This window comes from Prochlorococcus sp. MIT 1342 (assembly GCF_047304495.1).
GTDB classification, from domain to species: domain Bacteria; phylum Cyanobacteriota; class Cyanobacteriia; order PCC-6307; family Cyanobiaceae; genus Prochlorococcus; species Prochlorococcus marinus_D.
In genome coordinates, this window is the sequence record NZ_CP138957.1 from 1,387,700 (window position 1) to 1,405,341 (window position 17,642).

Genomic DNA, 17,642 nt, shown 5'->3' on the forward strand with positions numbered 1-17,642 from the left:
AATTTGTCACCTGGCCGGACACAATAGGACCGATTCAAATTGCCTTCATTCACAATCAACCAGCTTCTAAAAATTAGCCATAGGGAAATCAAGCACAGACAAGAGTGAAAAGGAAAAGAAGGCTAACTGATCTTAATACGAATAGTCCCCTTAGGCCTTTACTTGCACCTACAACTTCAGGCCATCATCAACAAATGAATATACACAGATTATCACTGGCCGACGATGACTGGAGGCATCCGACCATTCAAGCCTGGCACAACCTGAGTTTTGCCATCCCATTTGTCAAGAAATAGCTTATAAAGAACCCTGTCATTAAGACCTCTATTAAGAGTTTCAAACTTGATTGCTTCTTGCCCTGCGATCTTCACTTCGGTTTGTGCCTTTAATAATTGCTGTTCGGCTATTTGCTTCTGTTCAATTGCGGAACGATATTCTTCTGCGATTTTTAACCCAGTCAGATCGAGACCTTTGACCTCAACATAGTCAAACTTTGCCAATTCAGCCGATGCATTAGTTTCTACAATCTGAGAGATATTATTCCAATCAGTTGCGATGGTTACAAGTTCATATTTTGAAAACACAGACTTAAGAGCCTTGAGTAATGATGGCTGAATTATCCGTTCGTAAATCTCAGCATTACCTGTTGCGATGGTACTATAAATCCTTGGCGCTTCAGACTGCTTCACAGCATACTTAATGGTTGCAGTCGCTTCTATAACTTGCAGATCTTTAGTTAAACTGGAGAAGTTTTCTGGACGTACTTGTGTTCTTATGTTGAAGAAATGAACTGATTGAGCGAAGGGTATCTTTAGATTCAAGCCAGGTAGTCGTGGATTTTCACTAACCTTTCCAAGAGTCGTTACGACTCCTACTTCACCAGCAGGCACGACGAATATTGCTGAAACACCAACAATCGCTGCAATTGAAGCTCCTACAATCATCACCGTAGGAGCAACGCCTGCTCGGACTGATGAAATGTTATTGATTGGTGAACGCATTGAAAATCCATTATAGCAGACACAAGCATATGCGTTTATCAATCAACATGAGGGAAAGCCATGGCAATCGAAAAGGTTCAATTGACTTAGAAGAAAGGTTAATCAAATTTCAATGTATAAAAAACAATCAACGGGATTTAGTTCATTCGTCAAAACCTTACAGTCTTTTCATCATCATCCTTCATTGGCAGCGTTTTTAGAATTATGGTTGGTTACGAAAGGTTGATATGGCACATGATCTTGATAGAGTAATTAACAGTAGCAAGATTGCGATGCAAGCAGCACAGCTCAAAGTTTTTCTTGCCAAGCTCAAATCAGAGCCCTTGCTGCAAAGTCAATTAACTGCTGAAGGTGCAGATATAGTCTCAACAGCTAAAGTCGCTTCACTCTTTATTGACTCAAATGAGTCCACGACAGAAGCTGTAGTCGAGCTCTCTGACCAAGAGATTAAGGACCAGATTTTTGATGCCCTCAGCAAAAGAAACAATCCCTCCATTAGCCCGATTATCATATGGGCTTCTTTACTTACAGTACTTTTGATTTTAGTTGGTGTCTTCTTGAATCTCAAATACTGAGCAATCTCTGCCAGCCCAAAAAGCTCAATACTATTTAGGCTGAATTCATTATATCTATATCTTTGATTAGAATTAACAGACTTGAGGCAGGCATTCATGAACGAATTCTTCCTTAGCATCAACGATGCTAACCATGCATTTTAGGCCATTTTCTTTTGCAATTTTCGCATATCAATCAATGCTTAGATCAATAAAATGACTCTAAAAAGTAGCCTCAGGAGTAACAGAGTCAACGATTAACTTAATGGTAAATACCGGTACCTTCTTGTTGCTAACGCCTACGAATTAGAATGAGAGCAGTAAATAAGTTAATAGTTACTATTCTCATCCTTGACATTTAAATCATTCCAGGATCTCAACCGGCCCCTTCTTTCTGTTCAAACTATTTGAATGATTTTTAGTTTTTTTTGCGTAGGCCTATGTATGGACAATGGTAGAAGCATTAGCTTTTATTTTGTACTTCTCGCCGCGAGGATTAGACGACGGCATGTGCAAGCTTCGAGGTTTCAGCTTCTGCTCTAACCCATACGCCCATAATCACACGCTGGTCTTTTCTGGTTTAACAGGCTTTCCTTGGCCTGCTGCGGGCTTTTGGTAAACGTTCTCTTTGCCGGAGTTAAGAGCCTTCCCATCAGTAGCGATATTGAAGAGCAGCTATTTCAACCCCTGGCCATTCGGCCTGGTCTTGCTGCGCAGAGACAAGCCATGCCGCTCAGAGTGAACTCCTCTGAGATAATTGGCAAGTTGCCTCGGCCTCGCGCTGTTGCGACGCATCCCGTAGTTGGGCGTCATCCAGGGACAGACTCGCTTGCTCGCCTGTTCTATCTCTAGCTTGTCCCTAAAGCCAGTTGCAGAAGATGTTGACCACTTGCACAAACTGAGGACATGACTCCCGAGAATCAAGCCATAGCAGGGCAAGTGAGTGCAACTAAGAGCGTCTCTTGGCTTGATCAAGAGTGGCCTTGGTGGCCGCTGTTACCTCTCTATCCCTATGGTCAGCGCCGCACCCTGGTCCGGGAACTAATACCCAATCAGATCTGGAGTTTTGAACAACTCCAAGGCCTCTATTACGTCGCTGTGCCTGTAAGGCTCACCGTGGTGAAGGTGCCAGGTGGGTTGATGTTGTTCAATCCCCTTCCGCCTACTCCCGAGTTGCGCCGAGCTCTAGCTGATCTGGAGGCCACCCATGGCAATGTCGTCACAATTGTGCTCCCCACCGCGTCTGGCCTAGAGCACAAACTGTCTCTACCGGCAATGGCACGAGCCTTCCCACAGGCAGAGGTATGGGTTTGTCCTGGTCAGTGGAGTTTCCCAATTTCCTTGCCTTCATCTTGGCTGGGCATTCCAGCGCGCCGCACCAAGGTGTTGCAGGAGGACGGCTTTCCCCATCCGGACAGTTGTACTTGGCTGCCTTTAGGACCCCTGGATTTGGGGCTTGGCCGTTTTGAAGAGGTGGCTTGTTTTCACCGAGCTTCCGGAGCTGTATTGGTAACAGATGCTCTAGTGGGCATCGAGGCAGAGCCTCCAGCTCTGTTTGATCTAGACCCCACACCCTTGTTATTCCACGCCCGTGATCGGGGTGATCAACCCCTTGAGGATTCTCCACAAGCGCGCCGCCGAGGATGGGCCCGTGTGGTGTTGTTCGCGACCTATCTGAAGCCAGGGCCGCTTGTGATTCCTCCCCTGTTGGAAGTGCTGCGCAATGCCTTCAGGCCCGGAACACTTAGCCCTAAAGCCCATTTCGGCCTGTTTCCATTCGCTTGGCAGCCCGGATGGGAAGCTGCGGCTCAGGAGCGTCTCGGGAAGAACGGCCCGCTCCTACAAGTTGCGCCAGTGTTGGAACGGCTGGTATTTCCAAGAGCGAAGGACGTCTTATTGGAATGGTTGGATGAGATGCGGCGCCTGAAAGGGATGCGCTGGCTTGTGTCTGCTCACTTCAGCGACATCGTGGCCTTCAAGCCTCATCACGTTCGAGATTTAAGTGAATCTATTTCCAGACGCCCATGGGCTATCAATCAAGCCAGCTGGAGCTTTCTAGGCAGCGTTGATCAACGCCTGCTCAGCCTTGGTGTGGTGCCGAAAGATCCTCAGGCAGCCTTCAAAGATTGAGATCATCTGTGTCGACTGCCATCGCTTCATCTGAAAACAACGACTCTTCCAATTCCTTGCGTTGCTCCATCTGGCGCAAGAAATATCCAGTCATCATTGCTGATGCGAGCAAACTGGCGAGATTATCTCGACTGGCTGTGACCTTCACTTCAAATTGCTCACCTGGAAGCATGCCCAGCAGGCCCTGAACATTGTGGCGAATAATGTCCTGAATATCATTGCTGGCGGACTTGGCGACTCGCTGCAATACATCAGGGGATTGATCCTGAAGGTACTGAATTAGCCCATTACCGTCCTGGCAATCGTTGTTATCGGTGGTCAGGAACTCCGGGTTGAACATCCGGTGTGCTTTTCGTCACGATGTTGACCCTATCGCAGCTAGGTCGTTTGATCCACTCTTGCCTTGGGAGGGGAACCGTATTGGACCGAACCGATTGAGTGGCCAGTACCTCCAAATAGCTGTTCCGATCACAGCTTCTTCTGGTAATGGCCCCCAGAGATGAGAGTCAAGACTGGAATTGCGGTTGTCCCCCATCACCCAAAGTTCATGCTCAGGAACGGTCACCTTCGCCATCTCGTAGTTCATTGGGGCATCACGGCAGTCATCCTTGATGGCGATCTCGTTGCGCAAGAGCTGACCATGATGAACTTCCAGTTGATCGCCCGGACGCCCCACCACGCGTTTAATCAAGGCCGCTTTGGGGTCGTAGCCAGCATCCAGTAGTGCGGATGGCGGGTGAAACACCACCACGCTGCCCAGCGGCAAAGGCTGTTCTTGTTGTCGTGCAAGTCGAGGGCGAACCTTCTCAACAAGAATGCGATCCTTCAACTGAAGGGTTGGCAGCATTGAACCGGAGGGAATCCAGCGAGGCTCCACCACCTGCCAGCGCATCAACAAGGCCAGAACCACCCAGAGCAGCAGGCTGCGCCAGCTACCGCTTGCTTCTTTTCGAGGAGGAGAAGGTGTCGGGGTCATCGAAACTGATTAAATCGGCCCTCGCCGGTCGGTTTTGACCGAGAATCGCATTGGCTAAGGCTCAAGCTCTGTCTCTTGCTCACAACAATCTGTTTGTTTGCCTGAGCTTGCTCGAGGCATTTCATGCCTTGGGGCTGCGCCATCTCGTGCTTTGTCCCGGCAGCCGCTCGGGGCCCCTTGCACTGGCTGCAGGAGGAATGGCACGTACCAATCGCTTGCGGCTTAGCACTGCCATTGATGAGCGCTCTGCTGCTTTCTTGGCTTTGGGTTTTAGCACTGCTACAGGCACTGCAGCAGCTGTAGTGACCACTTCGGGCACCGCTGTAGCCAACCTTTTGCCTGCAGCGGTGGAGGCTGATCGATCCTGTCAGCCCCTGTTGCTGCTCACTGCTGACCGTCCCTATCGACTCAAAGACTGCGGTGCCAATCAAACGGTGAATCAGGAGACTTTCTTGAGTCCTGCCTGTCGATGGATTGGGCAGGGCCCAAGAGAGGGGTTGCATCTTTTCAGTAAAGAAACGCTGGAATCATTCGCAGAGAAGGCCTGGCAACGAGCTCATCACCCCGCAGGGGCCGTTCATCTCAATCTGCCTTTTGAGGAGCCTCTACATCTCAGTGAAGAAGAGCAGAGGATGATCTGGAAGGGGTGGTCTCCCAAGATTCCACGTTCATCTCGGAACAAGCCAATCAATCTGGCAATGGCAGCTGAGGTGACTAATGGGGTTACCGATCAGGCTCCCTTTGCATTGGATCCTTTACGACCCGGCGTTGTGATAGCTGGTGCTTGGCGAGGCCTAAGCAAAGACCTCTTTGCTTTTCAGCAATCCTTGCGGGAGTTGCAGGCCTTGAGTGGCTGGCCCGTGCTGGCCGATCCACTATCGGCTCTGCCTTCAGACCAACCTGGTCTAATCCGCTCCTGGGAGCTGCTTTTGGCTGCTGGGCTTTTAGGCTCTCAGGAGAAGCTTCAAGTGCTGCGTCTAGGACCAATGTCAGCCAGTCGGAGCCTTGAGGCATGGTTGAAAAGCTTTGGTGACGGTCAGCTCCTGATTACAGAGGGAGACTCCCGTTGTCTCGATCCCCTTGGTTTGTCAGTGCAATGGAGTCATGGATTGACGAGCTGGTGGCAACACCATCACCATCGCTGGATCGATGCTGATGCCGCCTCTCAACAGGCAACCAAGGCTCTGCTGAGGAAATGGCAGATCAGCGATCGTTTTGCTCAGGAGTGGCTGGATCAGCAGTTACCCCTGCAGGGTGCCATCACAGAACCAGCCCTGGCTCGCTGGTTATCCCGTCTTCTGCCAACTGAGCTACCAATCATGTTGGCAGCGAGTAGTCCTGTGAGGGACTGGCTGGCTTATGCGGACAAGAGCTTATTTTCGAGACGATGCTTCAGTTTTCGAGGCGCGTCTGGTATCGACGGCACCCTTTCTTTAAGCATGGGTTTAGCGATGGCCCTTGGGCCCACTTTGCTTGTAAGCGGCGACCTGGCTCTCCTTCATGACAGCAATGGCTGGTTGCTTGCTCATCCCAAGCGCCCGCCTTTGGTGGTGGTGTTGATCGACAATGGTGGCGGAGGCATCTTCGAGCAACTTCTGGTGAAGACAGCTCCTAGCGAAGCATTTGAGCAGCTTTTTGCCATGCCTCAGGCAGTTGACCCTCTGGCTCTTGCAGGGGCTCATAACATTCCTCACCGGCAGGTGGCCTGTCTCGAAGACCTACCAGCAGCCTTGGAGTGGGGGCTCTTCCAGGCTGGACCTGTTTTGATACGAGTGTGCACGCATCGGCGTCAAGATTCATCGATGAGGCAACAGCTTCGCGAGGGATTGATGATGCATCTGCAGTCGATTTCCCAAAATGGCCAAATTGATCTTTGATCCCGATGGCTATGGATTCCAATCGGTTTGATAGGAGGCCAAGACAGGTTTTGCCTGGCAAGCCCACGATCGAATGGGAACCCTGGGGTGAATATCAAGACGTCCTGCTCGATCGCAGTTCAGAAGGCATTGCCAGGGTTGCGATTGATCGTCCGGCCAAGCGCAATGCTTTCCGACCACGCACGGTGATGGAACTCTGTGATGCGTTTACCAGAATTCGAGACGACCAACGTTTAGGCGTGGTTTTGTTCACCGGTGTTGGACCTGCTGACGATGGCGGCTATGCCTTTTGTGCAGGTGGTGACCAAAGTGTGCGCGGCGACGGTGGCTACCTCGATGATGAAGGTTTGCCGCGCCTCAATGTTCTCGACCTACAGCGCATCATTCGCAGCTTGCCAAAGGTTGTGATTGCACTTGTCGCTGGCTATGCGATCGGCGGCGGCCAAGTGCTGCACTTGTTATGTGATCTCAGTCTGGCGGCAGAGAATGCCGTGTTTGGGCAAACCGGTCCCAAGGTGGGCAGCTTTGATGGTGGCTTTGGTGCTGGTTACCTAGCCCGAGTCGTGGGGCAACGCAAGGCTCGTGAAATCTGGTTTCTCTGTCGTCAATACGGAGCTGAAGAAGCACTGAAAATGGGGTTGATCAACGAGATTGTTCCTCTTGATGGTCTTGAAGCAGAGGGAGTGCGCTGGGCAAGAGAGGTGTTGCAGCACAGCCCCACAGCCATCCGCTGCCTGAAGGCCGCATTCAATGCTGAAACCGATGGCTTGGCAGGACTTCAGGAGCTAGCCGGCCAGGCCACCCATCTGTTCTATCGAACGGATGAAGCCCAGGAGGGGCGAAATGCTTTTCTACAAAAACGACGTCCAGATTTTTCAGGCTCAGGCTGGCTTCCCTAACCAGCCGCTCTAGGCAGCGTCATGATTGACGCATCGTTTGCTTTGGGGAAGGAGTTCTTGCTACCGCTTCCACTGCCGCTGCTGCCCTCCCTGATTCATGCAGCTGTTCAGGACTCTCTTCCCCAAATCGTCGCCAGCTTCCCCGTCGCTGTGATTGAACGTGAGGGGCGGCATCTGGTCTTGGATCGGCGTAGCCGTCGGCTGCTTGTTTTGGAAGATGGCTCCTTAATTAAAAGCTTCTCAGTGGCGGTTGGCATGCCTGGCTGGGAGACTCCGACAGGTGAGTTTCAAGTTTTAAGCAAGACTCCCCATCCCATTTGGGAGCATCCCCAGAGCGGAAAGCGAATCGGATCTGGGCCGAACAATCCCCTTGGTAGTCGCTGGATCGGCTTCTATCGAGATTGCAACGGTAGAGACGCTCACGATGGTGATCGTTGGCTAACCATTGATGGCTGCGTCACGTCTGGCTTCCATGGAACGCCCCACCGCTGGACTGTTGGCCGAGCCGTTTCCCATGGTTGTGTTCGGCTGTTTGAAGAGGACATCCAATCCCTCTATCGGCTGGTCAAAATCGGCACACCGCTCAAGGTTCTCCCATGATCGTGATCTGATTGAGCTGATGCACATTTAGAGTCTCGCGGCTCTCGACTGACTTGAAAATGCGCGTGCTATTTGCTGCTGCGGAATGCGCGCCGATGGTCAAGGTCGGTGGAATGGGTGATGTGGTGGGCTCATTGCCCCCAGCTCTGGCCAAGCTTGATCATGATGTGCGCCTGATCATGCCTGGTTACGGCAAGCTCTGGAGCTTGCTGGATATCCCTACTGATCCGATTTGGCGGGGTCAGACCATGGGCAACGAGTTCGCCATCTATGAGACAAGTCATCCCAGCAATGGTTTGCCCCTTTATCTGGTGGGGCATCCAGTGTTTGATCCTGAAAGGATCTACGGCGGAGAAGACGAAGATTGGCGTTTTACGTTTTTCGCAAGCGCGACAACGGAATTTGCCTGGAACGTTTGGAAACCGCAAGTGCTGCATTGCCACGACTGGCATACCGGGATGATTCCTGTGTGGATGCATCAGGACCCTGAAATCAGCACGGTCTTTACCATTCACAACCTCAAATATCAGGGCCCCTGGCGCTGGAAACTTGATCGGATGACTTGGTGCCCCTGGTACATGCAAGGGGATCACACCATGGCGGCAGCCTTGCTTTATGCCGATCGGGTGAATGCCGTCTCCCCCACCTATGCCAGAGAGATTTGTACATCTGAATACGGGGAGAGCCTTGATGGCTTGTTGAACTACATCTCTGGAAAACTGCGTGGGATCCTCAATGGCATTGACCTGCAGGATTGGGACCCTGCCAATGACAAGTCTTTGCCAGCCACTTTCAATGCCGATGACCTTTCAGGTCGTGCTGTGAACAAGCAGGCCCTTCAACAGCGCATGGGGCTTGAGGTCAATCCAGACACCTATCTACTGGGGATGGTGAGTCGGTTGGTGGATCAGAAAGGGGTTGATCTTTTGCTGCAGGTGACAGAGCGGTTGCTTGCTTACACAGATTCCCAGATCGTCGTGCTGGGCACTGGTGAGCGTGGTTTGGAATCCGGCCTGTGGCAATTGGCAATTCAGAACCCTGGCCGCTTCTCGGTTTTCCTCACTTACGACGATGACCTAGCACGTTTGATCTACGGCGGCAGTGACGCATTTCTGATGCCGAGTCGCTTCGAACCCTGTGGCATTAGTCAGCTGTTGGCCATGCGCTACGGCAGCGTGCCGGTGGTGCGCAAAGTGGGTGGTCTTGTCGACACGGTGCCTTCCTACGACCCTATTCATCAAACCGGTACTGGATTCTGCTTCGATCGATTTGAGCCTGTTGACTTCTATACAGCATTAGTGAGGTCTTGGGAGGCGTTCCGTCATCGTGATTGCTGGCGTGAGTTGCAGCAACGTGGAATGACTCAAAACTACAGCTGGGATCGCTCCGCTCTCGACTATGAGCAGATGTATCGGGATGTCTGTGGCTTTAAGGAGCCGTCTCCTGATGCGGCGGTTGTGGAGCAATTTTCTCTCGGCCAGAGTTCAGATCCTTCCCTTCAGAACCAGGACAGCAGTGCGAAAAAAAGAACCAGACGCAAGAAGAAGGGGAATGATTAAAAAAAGAGGTTTAAACTTGGTTGTTGGTTTTGCAGATTTAGCGGCTCTTTTGCAGACGACCCCATTGCTGCGCCCCAATCTTTTCAATCTGCCGCTTGGTCGTCAGGGTTCCTGATCAGCATGGGAAAGTCGCCCCGGCCAGAGAAGCAAACGGGACGACTCCCAGTCCCCTATACCAATCCCTGGGTATCCCTGCGAGAGGGATTTCGTGATGTCTTCGCAGACCTTGGTCTGCGACTCAGGCAACTCTGGCGTCTCAACCGGCAAGGCGAATTCTCCACACCAAGGTTCTGGCCTTCTGCAATGGCACCAATGTTCTGGCCATTGACGCTTGCAACAGTACTGGTCTTGGGAGTGTTCCTCAGCAGTCTGCTGATTGACCAACCTGCAGCTGTGGCACAACTAGATCCTGCAGAGACGTATCCCAGCAATTCAGCTGCATTGGCTGTGATGTCTAGCCCCTCCACTGCGGAGTCAGAACCTGTTGCAGCGTTGTCGGAGCCTTCTGAACTGGAATCCACACAACTTTCAGCGCCTTTAGCTGTACCTCTTCAGCTTGAGCCTCTCTTAACGATGCTGGCAGACAATGATCTCCCCAGTGGCTTGCTTCTTGCAGCCGAACCAAGACCCCTGGACAATGATCTTGTGTTGAGGCTTAGTCCAGTTTGGAACAACATCAATTCATCTCGACAGCGTGAACTTGCCGATCGTTGGCAGGCTCTTGCTGAACAGCTCGGTTATGACGAACTTCAACTTCAAAGCGAGGATGATCAACTGCTTGCCAGGACAGCAAGAGTGGGTGTGGGCATGATCATTTTCGATCAGGATTTGGCTTGATGAGACTGCGTCTGGGGCAGCTGGTCGAGCTTTGGGGTGCTCCGATGCATGTTCACGCGTCTGACCTAGATCTTGACCAAGCTGTTGGTCCGATCTGCACAGACAGTCGTCAGTTGAGCGAAGGCAGCTTCTTTGTGCCGTTGGTGGGGGAGCATTTCAATGGCCATGCCTTTCTTGCTCAAGCTCTGAAGCTTGAGGCCCAGGCGGCTGTGGTGGCTCGCAAAGATCATCATCCAGTGCCCGAGGGTCTCCCCCATTGGATTGTGGAAGACACTCTCGAGGCTTATCAGCAACTGGGGTTGCTGCATCGCCGTCAGTTGAATGTACCGGTGGTTGCCGTCACAGGTTCAGCAGGAAAAACCACGACTCGGGAGTTGATCCGCTCTGCACTCAAACCCCTTGGTGAGATCTTGGCAAGTGCAGGCAACAACAACAACGACGTGGGTGTTCCGCTCACCTTGTTGCAGGCTCATTCAGATCATGGCGCAGTTGTGGTGGAGATGGGGATGCGTGGAATTGGGGAAATAGAGCGTCTCTCCTGTTGCACCCAACCAGACTTCGCTGTGATCACCAATATCGGCAATGCACACGTCGGTCGTTTAGGTAGTCGTGCGGCGATTGCTTCCGCCAAGTGTGAGATCACCACTTGCCTGAATCCCAGAGGAGTGATCGTCATCCCAGCAGGGGATTCGCTCCTGGAAGATGCTCTTGAACGGATCTGGCGGGGGCGGGTGATCCGCGTGGCAGTTCAAGACAATCAACAATTAGAGCCACCAGAGATTGCAGATCTGCATCGAAGACCTCTACCCAAGGCTGATCTCGTTGGCTGCGTTGACCTGGCCAAGGGTGAACTATTGCTAGAAGGAAATGCCTACACCCTGCCTTTAGAAGGGATGCATAACGCTTGCAATTTGATGCTGGCACTCGCAGTTGCCCGTGAATTAGATGTCTGCAAGGAATCGCTATCCAATCTAAAAGTAGACGTTCCTGGTGGCCGTAGTCGACGGCTAAAAGTTGGCAACTTCACTGTTCTAGACGAGACCTACAACGCTTCGCCGGAAGCCGTGCAAGCAGCATTGGAACTATTAGCAATTCAACCGGGACGTCACTTTGCAGTCCTCGGAACCATGCTAGAGCTAGGAGACCAGAGCGTGGCTTTGCATCGCCAAGTTGCTGAGCGGGCGGTACAAGTTGGTTTAGATGGACTCGTCGTCGTTGCTGCAGGCGCTGAGGCTGAGGCCATGGCAACAGCAGCAGGGTCCTTGCCGCATTTGGCCGTTGTTGCCAACCCAGAGCAGGCTGCTCAGCCATTGCAGGCTTGGCTTGAGGCCGGCGATGTGGTTCTGCTTAAGGCTAGTCGTGGTGTCGCTCTAGAGAAATTGATCCCATTGCTCTAAGAGGGCTAAGCCTTAATCCTCTCGTTTCACTGCCAACCATTTTTAATCAGTTGTTTGGAGCGGCCAAGGGCGAGAGCACCATTGGGAACATCTTTAGTGAGAGTGGAGCCAGCTCCTACTGTCACGTCCGACCCTAAAACAATCGGCGCCACCAAAACGGAATTCGCCCCTGTTTTGCTGTTATCACCAACCACGGTGAGATGTTTTCTCACACCGTCGTAATTTGCAGTGATCGTACCGGCCCCGACATTGACATGGCGACCAAGGTGTGCGTCACCGATATAACTGAGGTGATTCACCTTTGAACCCTCGCCAATTTGGCTTTTTTTAATCTCCACAAAGTTGCCGATACGGCATTGATCAGCGATGCCTGCACCAGGGCGTAGGTGTGAGAAAGGGCCAATAGCCACCTCATTTCCCACTTTGGCATCACATACAACGGAATGAAGAACGCTGACTCCATGGCCAAGTTCGGCATTCTCAATCAAGCTTCCTGGGCCAAGCTGGCAGCCATCGCCAATGTTGCAGCAGCCCCGCAAATGGGTTTGGGGTTCAATGACCACATCTCTACCGAACTGACAGTCTTCACTAAGCGTGCAGCTAGCAGGGTCAGTAAAAGTGACCCCTTCCTTCATCCAATGGTTACGTAGCCGTTCTTGAAGCAGCGCCTCACAGTTGGCAAGTTGGCAACGATCGTTGATGCCATTCACCTCATCGGGATCAGCCACCTCTACATGCATCGCAATAGGTAGCAAGGCCACAGTGTCGGTGAGATAGAGCTCACCTTGATCATTATCACTACAAAGTTGGGGTAGTACTGCGGCCAATTTCTTCCAATTGAAGCAGTAGATGCCTGCGTTAGTGAGATTGTTGTGGCGCTGTTCGTCACTACAGTCGCGATGTTCAACGATGCTGCTTACGCGGCCTTGTTGATCTGAAAACACCCTGCCATAGCCCGTGGGATCTGCGAGTCGGGCTGTTAGCAGCGTGACGTCGGCACCACTTGAGCGATGTTCGTTCACCAAGTGTTCGATCGTGCTTGGTCGAAGTAATGGGACATCGCCATTGAGAACCAAAAGCTCGCCATCAAAGCCCTCCAATACGGGCAGTACTTGCTGCACCGCATGACCTGTTCCGTTCTGAGGTTGTTGAACAACAAACTCCAAGCCTTGCCAATCAGTGAGCTGCTGTTGCACCTCTTGCGCCTGGTGGCCAACAATCAACAAACGCCGTTGAGGTTGAAGGCCCGAGCAACTGGTCAACACCCGCTCAACCAATGTGGAACCTGCGAGCGGTTGCAAGACTTTCGGCAGGCAGCTCTTCATGCGGGTGCCCTTCCCAGCAGCCAAGATGGCGACGGCAAGCATGGAGCGAATGGCGAATCGGCCGGAATCTAATTGAATTCCGACAACTTCACTGCAGTTAACAGCCTTTAAGCAGGATCAGCTCAGCTTCTAGCGGTGATGATTCAGCCAGAAGAGCGCCAGAGAAGTTTCTACTTTCACTAGCACTGGCACTTTGCTGGCAATGAAGCACACGATGATCCCACATAAAAAGCCTCCTTATTGATGCGTCATATTGATGAGTCATTGTTCAAGCAATCCTATAGATCATGGTCAACAATCTCAGGTGAAAGCAAGCTGCCAGTCATTGGTATGAATCACCCAGTAAAAGAGGATCAATTAAATCAAACGCTGCAACAACATCTCCTTTGGGATTAATCAGCTGTAAAGAATGAACTTGCGTTGAGTTGGAAGGATTCAAGAATGACTCTAAACAATCTCTTTCAAGTCTTATCTATTCTAATTTTCACTCGTTTCTTCCTTACAAGAGTCAACCATGCCTTTGCTTGGCTGTCCAACGGTGGTGCCAGGTATTGGTCGCCTCTAATCCGCAGAGCTGTTGTTCAGTGCTGCGCCGCCTCCGGATCACTTCTGCCTGATCTTCTCCAGTTGGATCGCGGTACGGAACGGCTGCGCGTGTATGTAGATGTTCATGTTCCATTGCAGTAAGCGCCCGCCAACCAGGCCCTTTCTCTCCAAAGCTGATCTTGAACTGCTTCATCCCCATGGTGCCACTGCTCCAACCTCCGCGCTCCCCGGGCACTTGCAGTAGCGAGAATAATTTCAGCCCTGCTCGCTGCAAGCTGGCACGTATGGCCGCTGCACGGCTGTAGGTCAGGAGCCTCCCACCTGGAGCCAATCGTATGGCCAGGCCATGCAGAAACTCTTCACTCCATAGCTGTGGGCAGCGACTTGGAGAGAAGGCGTCGTGAAGAATCAAATCAAACTGCTGATCTTGGGGTAGCTGATGAAGCGTTTGGCGTGCATCACCCCACAACATTGTTCCCCTGCTCTCTGGCTGATCCCAACCATCACAATCTCGGATTAAAATAAGTTTCTGGTGGACCGATGCTGACCAGGCACTACAGAACCACGTCTGCGCCAAAGCGAGTTCCAGTGGTCGCCTGTCAATCTCTAGACCCCACCACAGCACATTCGGTGCTGGAGTTGGCATGGCATCCAGCACAGCCGCAGTGTTGTAGCCAAGACCCATGCATACGTCGAGGATCCGAAGAGTTTGTCCGCCACTAAAGCGCGTCAACTCTGCCGGTTGTGCGAATTTCGCGCATGCTTCATTCAGCGCTCCGGCGGAGTTGTGGAAGGCTTCGTCGAAGTACTCACTATGCAGGCTGAAGCTACCATCCGCCGTTGGGAAAACAGTCAGTGCCCCCAAAGGGCGAGAGTGGTCGGCATTAGCGATGCAGCTGCTCAAGGTCATCCCAGAAGTTGGGGTAGGACACAGCCGCAGCTTCGCTACCCGTCAAGCGAGAATTGCCCTCCGCCAGCAACGCAGCCACCGCCAGACTCATGGCGACTCGATGATCCGTTTCACTATCGAGGTCTGTGCCTCGCAGTGTTCGTCCCCCTCGGATGGTGAGCCCATCGGCATGTTCGTCGATATCTGCTCCCATAGCCGCTAGCTGCCTGGTCATCACAGCGAGCCGATCGGTTTCCTTGACGCGCAGTTCACTGGCGTCAGTAATTTTACTTTCACCATCACAGAAACAAGCAGCCACCGCCAGGATCGGCACCTCGTCGACCAGGCGAGGAATGATGTCCCCATTGATGCTGAAGGGCTTTAACGGTCCTTGCCTCACCCGTAGGTCTCCAACCGGTTCACCGGCGACTTCATGGCGGTTGAGCACCTCAATGCGAGCTTCCATTTGCTGCAACACTTCCAGGATGCCGGTACGGGTGGGGTTTAAACCAACGTTTTCCACCACGAGCTCAGCTCCAGGCACAAGCACTCCTGCGACAAGCCAAAAAGCAGCGGAACTGATGTCACCTGGCACGACAATATTTTGCCCATAAAGCTTTTGTCCTGGGCTCACTCTGATATGGCGACCCATCTCTCCTCCCACTTCGAGATCAGCGCCGAATGCCCGCAACATGCGTTCGCTGTGGTCTCTCGAATGGGCTGGTTCGATCACAGTCGTTGCGCCATCGGCTGTAAGGGCTGCCAGCAGCAGGGCTGACTTCACCTGAGCACTTGCTACAGGTGTACCGATGACACCACCACGAAGTTTCTGACCGCTCACGGCAAGTGGTGCGAAGTCGCCGTTGGATCGTCCTTTAATTTTGGCTCCCATCATTGTTAATGGCTGGCCAACCCGATTCATCGGTCTACGGCGCAAAGAGGCATCACCGCTAAGCACGAAATGGCGGCCCTTGCGTGCCGCCAACAGCCCTAGCATCAGCCGAATTGTTGTGCCGGAGTTACCGCAGTCGAGTACATCTTGCGGTTCTTGGAGTCCATCGAGACCAACGCCTTCAACGCGAACTATTTGCCCGACATGAATCGGGCTAATCGTGGCTCCCATCGCTCTAAGACAGGCGGCGGTACTCATGGGATCTTCAGCAGGTAAAAGGCCCTCGATGGTTGTGACCCCTTCTGCGATAGCTCCAAATAACAGCGCTCGATGGGAAATCGATTTGTCTCCAGGGACTCGCACCGTTCCAGAAAGCCCACCACCTGCTCGAAGCTCACGTGACGATGAGGCAGTGTTTGTAACGCTCAATGGGTGTGGCGCGGATCAGATCGATCTTATGGGCAAGCGTTTGAGCTTATTTCCAATTTGTTTTTGTGCTGTGTAATTTGTCTCTTTTGGACCATCTCAACCAGCCGATATCTGCCGAGTGTTTTTTGGTAACAGTCCATTTTTAATTCAGGTCTTTTTGACCATCGCTTGACGACAAAGGCTCTCCATCACATAACCGAACAGGCTTGGATCAGGTTCTTCGTTGCCCAAATCCTCCAGCCCCAACTCCTGCCATCGAGCATCCACCCTGCTTTTAAGATCTGCATCCCGGCTGAGTGGCTCGCCCCACTCATGGCGCTTCTCAGGGCCAATCTTAGTGGTGGCGTCGATGGCCATCCTGCCTCCTAGCCCTAGATGTTCGCTAGCGAAATCAAGGCTGTCGAAGGGGGTGTTCTCAAGTACAAAGAGATCCCTTTGCGGATCGACCTGTGCAGCGATAGCCCATACCACTTGGCGTGGATCTCTCACGTTGATGTTTGCATCTACCACGACAACGAATTTTGTATAGGTGAATTGGGGCAAGGCGCTCCAGAAAGCCATCGCGGCACGCTTGGCTTGTCCTGGATAAGACTTATCGATTGCAATCACCGCCAGCTTGTAACTGAGGGCCTCCATCGGTAGAAAGAAGTCAACAATCTCCGACACCTGTTGACGCAAGATGGGCGTGTAGATGCGGTTCAAAGCGATGGCGAGCATCGCTTCTTCCTTGGGGGGGCGGCCGCTAAACGTCGTGAGGAAAATCGGATCGCGACGTTGAGTCACGCAGTGGAAGCGCACCAATGGTGAGGACTCCACTCCTCCGTAGAAGCCCATATGGTCACCAAATGGACCATCCTCTAATTCCTCACCTGGTGTAATGGTTCCTTCCAACACCACTTCGCTGTGGCTAGGGACTTTCAGATCCAGTGTTTTGCAGCCAGTGAGACGTACACCCTCTCCTGCATAAAGACCAGCAAAAAGCCATTCACTGAGTTGCACAGGAATCGGAGTTGCTGCGGCCATGATCAGCAGAGGGTGTACACCAATAGCAATGGCCACCTCAAGCTTCTGACCCATGGCAGCAGCTTTGCGTAGGTGCCTGGCTCCGCCGCGAACGCTCAGCCAATGCACCGTCATGGTCTTTGGCGATTGGCGTTGTAAGCGATAGACCCCCACATTCGGCACTCCCGTCTCCGGGTCTTTTGTAATCACAAGACCCAAGGTGATCACACCACTGGCATCTCCTGGCCAAGGGCGGATCAAAGGCAGATTGTCGAGATTCAAGGCATCTCCACGCAGCACCTGCTGATGGCAGGGAGGTGTGAGATCCAGGTCTGGTCGCGCTTTGATCAGATCCCAAAACACACTTGCAAACTGCCTGGTTTCTTGCAGACCCTTTGGCGGCCTTGGTTGCTGCAGCAGAGCCAAACGAGTTCCCAAATCCTCAAGTTGCTGAGCGTTGTCCAGACCCATGCTCCACACCACTCGCTCCAAGGTGCCCATCAGATTCACTGCCACTGGCATCGATGAACCAATCACGTTTTCGAACAACAGGGCCGGCCCACCCAAGCCCAGCACCCGATCAGTAATAGCGGCGAGTTCTAAATCTGGATCTACGGGAGCAGTGATCCGCCTGAGTTGGCCACGTTGCTCAAGTAGGGCTAGGAAGTCCCGCATGTCTTGGGACGCAGGTCCGGGACGAAGCAGGGGCATGGTTGGTAAGACAGCCAG

Annotated in this window: 17 protein-coding genes; 10 read left to right on the forward strand and 7 right to left on the reverse strand. The window is 52.4% G+C overall.

What is annotated here, in order from left to right; genetic code table 11:
* Positions 1 to 212 precede the first annotated feature (212 nt).
* Positions 213 to 944: a prohibitin family protein gene (locus SIB79_RS07160; RefSeq protein WP_236070210.1), complete on the reverse strand. Its 732-nt coding sequence runs from the start codon at positions 942 to 944 to the stop codon at positions 213 to 215.
* A 329-nt stretch (positions 945 to 1,273) separates the two neighbouring features.
* Here SIB79_RS07160 and SIB79_RS07165 point away from each other — a divergent pair, with 329 nt between their 5' ends.
* The 3 genes from SIB79_RS07165 (at position 1,274) to SIB79_RS07175 (ending at position 3,685) form a co-directional block, all read left to right on the forward strand.
* The gene (locus SIB79_RS07165; protein WP_063403495.1) at positions 1,274 to 1,576 is read left to right on the forward strand and encodes a hypothetical protein; all 303 of its coding nucleotides are present in this window, start codon (positions 1,274 to 1,276) and stop codon (positions 1,574 to 1,576) included.
* Positions 1,577 to 2,149: 573 nt separating this feature from the next.
* The gene (locus SIB79_RS07170) at positions 2,150 to 2,407 is read left to right on the forward strand and encodes a hypothetical protein (RefSeq protein WP_063403320.1); all 258 of its coding nucleotides are present in this window, start codon (positions 2,150 to 2,152) and stop codon (positions 2,405 to 2,407) included.
* A 54-nt stretch (positions 2,408 to 2,461) separates the two neighbouring features.
* The gene (locus tag SIB79_RS07175; protein WP_063403321.1) at positions 2,462 to 3,685 is read left to right on the forward strand and encodes a DUF4336 domain-containing protein; all 1,224 of its coding nucleotides are present in this window, start codon (positions 2,462 to 2,464) and stop codon (positions 3,683 to 3,685) included.
* On the opposite strand, the gene SIB79_RS07180 is transcribed toward SIB79_RS07175, so the two are convergent.
* Together SIB79_RS07180 and lepB are read right to left on the reverse strand one after the other, a co-directional pair.
* Complete coding sequence (locus SIB79_RS07180; protein WP_011826503.1) at positions 3,675 to 4,025, reverse strand: DUF760 domain-containing protein; 351 nt, start codon at positions 4,023 to 4,025, stop codon at positions 3,675 to 3,677. The genes SIB79_RS07175 and SIB79_RS07180 overlap by 11 nt on opposite strands.
* A gap of 15 nt (positions 4,026 to 4,040) precedes the next feature.
* Positions 4,041 to 4,661, reverse strand: a complete 621-nt coding sequence (gene lepB / locus SIB79_RS07185) for a signal peptidase I (protein ID WP_011129786.1) — start codon at positions 4,659 to 4,661, stop codon at positions 4,041 to 4,043.
* 50 nt (positions 4,662 to 4,711) lie between these two features.
* Between lepB and menD the strand changes: the two genes are divergently transcribed.
* From menD to SIB79_RS07220, 7 genes are read left to right on the forward strand one after another with little or no spacing between them, the layout of a single operon-like run.
* Positions 4,712 to 6,538 carry a 2-succinyl-5-enolpyruvyl-6-hydroxy-3-cyclohexene-1-carboxylic-acid synthase gene (gene menD / locus SIB79_RS07190; RefSeq protein ID WP_413681020.1) on the forward strand — a complete coding sequence of 609 codons (1,827 nt, stop codon included), beginning with the start codon at positions 4,712 to 4,714 and terminating at the stop codon, positions 6,536 to 6,538.
* 5 nt (positions 6,539 to 6,543) lie between these two features.
* On the forward strand, positions 6,544 to 7,437 hold the full coding sequence (gene menB / locus SIB79_RS07195; RefSeq protein WP_063403322.1) for a 1,4-dihydroxy-2-naphthoyl-CoA synthase: 894 nt from the start codon (positions 6,544 to 6,546) through the stop codon (positions 7,435 to 7,437).
* A 21-nt stretch (positions 7,438 to 7,458) separates the two neighbouring features.
* Positions 7,459 to 8,037 (forward strand): L,D-transpeptidase, encoded by a 579-nt coding sequence (locus SIB79_RS07200; protein ID WP_081215635.1) that lies wholly within the window; start codon positions 7,459 to 7,461, stop codon positions 8,035 to 8,037.
* Between the two features lie 59 nt (positions 8,038 to 8,096).
* Positions 8,097 to 9,596, forward strand: a complete 1,500-nt coding sequence (glgA, locus tag SIB79_RS07205) for a glycogen synthase GlgA (RefSeq protein WP_063403323.1) — start codon at positions 8,097 to 8,099, stop codon at positions 9,594 to 9,596.
* Entirely contained in the window at positions 9,589 to 9,711 is a 123-nt protein-coding gene (locus SIB79_RS07210) for a hypothetical protein (protein ID WP_413681022.1), read from the forward strand. The genes glgA and SIB79_RS07210 overlap by 8 nt, the downstream gene beginning before the upstream one ends.
* Positions 9,712 to 9,716: 5 nt before the next feature.
* Positions 9,717 to 10,433, forward strand: a complete 717-nt coding sequence (locus tag SIB79_RS07215; RefSeq protein ID WP_063403324.1) for a hypothetical protein — start codon at positions 9,717 to 9,719, stop codon at positions 10,431 to 10,433.
* Positions 10,433 to 11,830: a UDP-N-acetylmuramoyl-tripeptide--D-alanyl-D-alanine ligase gene (locus SIB79_RS07220; RefSeq protein WP_063403325.1), complete on the forward strand. Its 1,398-nt coding sequence runs from the start codon at positions 10,433 to 10,435 to the stop codon at positions 11,828 to 11,830. Before SIB79_RS07215 ends, SIB79_RS07220 begins: the two co-directional genes overlap by 1 nt.
* Positions 11,831 to 11,856: 26 nt before the next feature.
* Here SIB79_RS07220 and glmU read toward each other — a convergent pair whose 3' ends face one another.
* From glmU to SIB79_RS07240, 4 genes are all read right to left on the reverse strand, one after another.
* Entirely contained in the window at positions 11,857 to 13,197 is a 1,341-nt protein-coding gene (glmU, locus tag SIB79_RS07225) for a bifunctional UDP-N-acetylglucosamine diphosphorylase/glucosamine-1-phosphate N-acetyltransferase GlmU (RefSeq protein ID WP_063403326.1), read from the reverse strand.
* Positions 13,198 to 13,663: 466 nt separating this feature from the next.
* Complete coding sequence (locus SIB79_RS07230) at positions 13,664 to 14,611, reverse strand: tRNA (5-methylaminomethyl-2-thiouridine)(34)-methyltransferase MnmD (RefSeq protein WP_063403327.1); 948 nt, start codon at positions 14,609 to 14,611, stop codon at positions 13,664 to 13,666.
* The gene (gene aroA / locus SIB79_RS07235; protein ID WP_063403328.1) at positions 14,586 to 15,911 is read right to left on the reverse strand and encodes a 3-phosphoshikimate 1-carboxyvinyltransferase; all 1,326 of its coding nucleotides are present in this window, start codon (positions 15,909 to 15,911) and stop codon (positions 14,586 to 14,588) included. The genes SIB79_RS07230 and aroA overlap by 26 nt, the downstream gene beginning before the upstream one ends.
* 147 nt (positions 15,912 to 16,058) lie before the next feature.
* Positions 16,059 to 17,624, reverse strand: a complete 1,566-nt coding sequence (locus tag SIB79_RS07240) for a UbiD family decarboxylase (protein ID WP_063403329.1) — start codon at positions 17,622 to 17,624, stop codon at positions 16,059 to 16,061.
* Between the last annotated feature and the right edge of the window lie 18 nt (positions 17,625 to 17,642).

What these genes read in the sequence shown, in the direction of transcription:
- SIB79_RS07160 (WP_236070210.1), bottom strand. Translation starts at nt 944, where the DNA reads ATGATTGTAGGAGCTTCAATTGCAGCGATTGTTGGTGTTTCAGCAATA.
- SIB79_RS07165 (WP_063403495.1), top strand. Translation starts at nt 1,274, where the DNA reads ATGCAAGCAGCACAGCTCAAAGTTTTTCTTGCCAAGCTCAAATCAGAG.
- SIB79_RS07175 (WP_063403321.1), top strand. Translation starts at nt 2,462, where the DNA reads ATGACTCCCGAGAATCAAGCCATAGCAGGGCAAGTGAGTGCAACTAAG.
- SIB79_RS07180 (WP_011826503.1), bottom strand. Translation starts at nt 4,025, where the DNA reads ATGTTCAACCCGGAGTTCCTGACCACCGATAACAACGATTGCCAGGAC.
- lepB (WP_011129786.1), bottom strand. Translation starts at nt 4,661, where the DNA reads ATGACCCCGACACCTTCTCCTCCTCGAAAAGAAGCAAGCGGTAGCTGG.
- menB (WP_063403322.1), top strand. Translation starts at nt 6,544, where the DNA reads ATGGCTATGGATTCCAATCGGTTTGATAGGAGGCCAAGACAGGTTTTG.
- SIB79_RS07200 (WP_081215635.1), top strand. Translation starts at nt 7,459, where the DNA reads ATGATTGACGCATCGTTTGCTTTGGGGAAGGAGTTCTTGCTACCGCTT.
- glgA (WP_063403323.1), top strand. Translation starts at nt 8,097, where the DNA reads ATGCGCGTGCTATTTGCTGCTGCGGAATGCGCGCCGATGGTCAAGGTC.
- SIB79_RS07210 (WP_413681022.1), top strand. Translation starts at nt 9,589, where the DNA reads ATGATTAAAAAAAGAGGTTTAAACTTGGTTGTTGGTTTTGCAGATTTA.
- SIB79_RS07215 (WP_063403324.1), top strand. Translation starts at nt 9,717, where the DNA reads ATGGGAAAGTCGCCCCGGCCAGAGAAGCAAACGGGACGACTCCCAGTC.
- SIB79_RS07220 (WP_063403325.1), top strand. Translation starts at nt 10,433, where the DNA reads ATGAGACTGCGTCTGGGGCAGCTGGTCGAGCTTTGGGGTGCTCCGATG.
- glmU (WP_063403326.1), bottom strand. Translation starts at nt 13,197, where the DNA reads ATGCTTGCCGTCGCCATCTTGGCTGCTGGGAAGGGCACCCGCATGAAG.
- SIB79_RS07230 (WP_063403327.1), bottom strand. Translation starts at nt 14,611, where the DNA reads ATGACCTTGAGCAGCTGCATCGCTAATGCCGACCACTCTCGCCCTTTG.
- SIB79_RS07240 (WP_063403329.1), bottom strand. Translation starts at nt 17,624, where the DNA reads ATGCCCCTGCTTCGTCCCGGACCTGCGTCCCAAGACATGCGGGACTTC.